At 69.4% G+C, this 3,303-nt stretch carries 3 protein-coding genes; 1 reads left to right on the top strand and 2 read right to left on the bottom strand.

All coding sequences use genetic code 11. The features are described 5' to 3' along the window. Both GTP90_RS35110 and hutC read right to left on the bottom strand, forming a co-directional pair. A partial coding sequence (locus GTP90_RS35110; protein WP_371875182.1) for an ABC transporter substrate-binding protein occupies positions 1 to 1,009 on the bottom strand: 1,009 nt, incomplete at its 3' end. A 195-nt stretch (positions 1,010 to 1,204) separates the two neighbouring features. Then, the gene (gene hutC / locus GTP90_RS35105) at positions 1,205 to 1,966 is read right to left on the bottom strand and encodes a histidine utilization transcriptional repressor HutC (protein WP_371875181.1); all 762 of its coding nucleotides are present in this window, start codon (positions 1,964 to 1,966) and stop codon (positions 1,205 to 1,207) included. 114 nt (positions 1,967 to 2,080) lie between these two features. Between hutC and ada the strand changes: the two genes are divergently transcribed. Further along, entirely contained in the window at positions 2,081 to 3,187 is a 1,107-nt protein-coding gene (gene ada, locus GTP90_RS35100; RefSeq protein ID WP_161087841.1) for a bifunctional DNA-binding transcriptional regulator/O6-methylguanine-DNA methyltransferase Ada, read from the top strand. Positions 3,188 to 3,303 lie beyond the last annotated feature (116 nt).

Here is a 3,303-nt window from a genome sequence, read left to right as displayed (position 1 = left end):
CCCGCAGCGCCGCCGCCTGCCGCCGCAATTGCCACAGCCCGGCCGCCGTCAGCAGCAGCACCAGCGCGGCCGTCAGCGGGCCGGCGTAGCGCAGCAGGCGACCGCCGGCCTGCGGCTGGTACAGGAAGCCATCCAGCTTGAAGTCGGCCGGCAGCATGCCCTGTTCGATGTAGGTGCGGGCGATGGCGCGCCAGCGTTCGGGGTTGCTGTATCCGAGTTCGATCAGGCCCTGCTCCAGCAGCGGCGCGATGTGCTGGGCCTCGTACATCAGGTGCTCGCGGCTGTGGCGCTCGGGATAGCGGGCCCGTATCAGGTCGGCGATCTCGCCCGGGTGCGCCATCGCGTAGCGCCAGCCGCGCAGCGTGGCCTCGCGCAGCGCCTGCGCGCGCATCGGATGCTCGCGCAGTTCGCTCTCGGTGGTGTACAGCGTGTCGCCGTAAAAATCGTCGCCCAGCATGCGCGCCGACAGCAGCTCGTAGCCGACGTTGCTGCGTTCGAGCAGGTAGGGCGCTTCGGTCAGGTAGACCGACATGGCGTCAACCCGGCCTTCGAGCAGGTCGTCGGTGTTGTAGCTGTGCGGGACCTGGGTCAGGCTGTCGGGCCGCACGCCGTACTTCTTGAGCAGGATGAGCAGCTCTTCGTTGTTCGGCGCCAGCATCAGGCGCGAACCGGTCCAGGCGCGGGCCTTGCCGCCGGCGTCGTGGCGCACCAGCAGCGCGCTGGCCGAGTGCTGGAAGATCGAGGCCAGCGCCACCACCGGCTGGCCGCGTCCGCGCGCCACCAGCAGCGACGTGTTGCCGACACCGTACTGGGCGCGGCCCTCCAGCACCGACAGGGTGGGGTCGATGCCGGGGCGGGCCTCGATCAGCGTGACGTCGAGGCCGACGTCGCGGTAATAGCCTTGGTCCTGGGCCGCGTAGTAGCCGGCGAACTGGAACTGGTGCATCCACTTGAGCTGGATGCTGACCTTCTCGGCCGCCAGCGCCCCCTGCGCGCCGCACGTCAGCACGAGCGCAGCCGCCGTCAGGGCGCGTGGCAGACGGCGCCAGAAGAGGGTCCGGCCGGACCTGGGACGGCGGTGCGACAAATGCTTCCCTTTCAATCCGCAAGGCATTGCTGGTATTTATGCTGTAGCCGGGCAACTATAGCATCGAAGATTGGGCCTTAGTCGAGAAAGTTGTAAGCGCGGGCAACGCCAAGCGGCCTACTGCGCGAAGCTGCCGGCGAACTGGTAGCGGTGGCCTGGATGCCACATGGTGGCGATGGACGCGACCTGGCCGTTGGAGCGGGTCTGGCGCTTGAGCACCAGGCAGGCCTGTTTGGTGTCGATGGCCAGCATGTCGGCGATGTCGCGCGGCGCGGCCAGCGCCTCGATGCTGTAGGTGGCGCCTTGCAGCGGCGCGGCCTTCATCAGGTATTCGTTGGGGGTGATGGCGGAGTAGTCCTGCTCCATGTAGTCCGGCGCGCACAGCGGGTTGGCCCAGCGGTCCTCGACCTGGATCGGCACGCCGTTCTCGAAGTGCACGATCACCGAATGGAACAGCGGATGGCCGGCCGGCAGGTCGAACTGCTTGGCCATCAACTCGCTGGCCTTGACGCGCTCGAGCTGCTGCAGGCTGCTGCGGTGGGCGTGGCCGCGCGCGCGGATCTCGTCGGCGATGGATTTAATCTCCAGCAGCGTGGCCTGGTACTTCTGCTGCGCGACGTAGGTGCCGGAACCCTGGCGGCGGGTGAGGATCTGGTCGGCGGTGAGTTCGCGCACGGCGCGGTTGACGGTCATGCGGGAGACGCCGAACTGCTTGACCAGCGCCTGTTCGGACGGGATCACATCGCCTTCCTTCCAGGTGCCGGCGGCGATCTGCGCCACCAGGTAGTCCTTGATGCGCTGGAATATGGGGGTGCTCTCTGGCAGGGCTGGTTCGTCGTCCAAACGTTTTCTCCGGGGCGCGCGCCTGGCTGGCGGCAAGCGGACATTTTAGCATCGCGTGCTTGTCCGACGTACAATCTGCAATTCAAAAGCAAGAGCCGGAGTGCGTCGCCGCGCGGCGCTGGATAGGATGGTGGCATTCCTTATCCGATCATGGAGTCCGAGATGGGCAAGACCGCAAACAAAGAATTGATCCAGGCCGCCTACCAGGGCGACGAGCAGCGCTGGGCCGCCGTGACGCGGCGCGACGCCGGGGCCGACGGCGTGTTCTGGTACTCGGTGCGCAGCACCGGGGTGTATTGCCGTCCATCGTGCGGCGCGCGGCCGGCGCTGCGCAAGAACGTGGCCTTCCACGACAGCCGCGAGGCGGCCGAGCAGGCGGGTTTCCGTCCCTGCCTGCGCTGCAAGCCGGACCAGCCGCCGCTGGCCGAGCGCCAGGCCGCCATTGTGGCGCAGGCCTGCCGCCTGATCGACACGGCCGCCGCCGCCGACGGCGCCGCGCCGGACCTCGACAGCCTGGCGGCGGCGGTGGGCGTGAGCCGTTTCCATTTCCACCGCATGTTCAAGGCGGTGACGGGGATCACGCCCAAGGCCTACGCCAACGCGCAGCGGGCGCGCCGCGTGCAGGCCGGGCTGGCGCAGCAGGCCACGGTGACGGATGCGATGTACGCGGCAGGCTTCAATTCCAGCGGACGGTTTTATGCGCAGTCGCCGGCGGTGCTGGGCATGACGCCGGGCGCTTTCCGGGCCGGCGGCCGTGGCGCGCGGATCCGCTTCGCCATCGGCGCCTGTTCGCTGGGCGCGATCCTGGTGGCCAGCACGGAGCAGGGCATCTGCGCGATTCTGATGGACGACGATCCCGATGTGCTGGTGCGCGACCTGCAGGACCGCTTCCCCAAGGCGGAGCTGATCGGCGCGGAGCCGGAGTATGAGCAGGTGGTGTCGCGCGTGGTCGGCATGGTGGAGCGGCCGGAGCTGGGCCTCGACCTGCCGCTCGATGTGCGCGGCACGGCCTTCCAGCAGCGCGTGTGGCAGGTGCTGCGCGGCATACCGGCCGGGCGCACGGTCAGCTATGCCGAGTTGGCGGAGCTGGTCGGTTCGCCCAAGGGGGCACGGGCGGTGGCGGGGGCGTGCGCGGCCAACGCGCTGGCGGTGGCGATCCCGTGCCACCGCGTGGTGCGCAACGATGGGTCGATCTCCGGCTACCGCTGGGGCGTGGACCGCAAGGCCGCGCTGCTGGACCGGGAGGCGGTCAAATGAAGAACGGCGAGTTCGATTTCGGCGGCGGCGCGGCCGAGCGCAAGCCGCGCAAGACGCCGCCGGTGAGCGTGGCGCCAGTGCCGGCTGCACCGGTCGCGCCGCCGGCTGGCAGCGCC

The organism is Duganella vulcania (assembly GCF_009857655.1).
GTDB classification, from domain to species: domain Bacteria; phylum Pseudomonadota; class Gammaproteobacteria; order Burkholderiales; family Burkholderiaceae_D; genus Rugamonas; species Rugamonas vulcania.
Note: the sequence above shows the minus strand (reverse complement) of the source record. Positions and strands in the feature narration are given on the sequence as shown.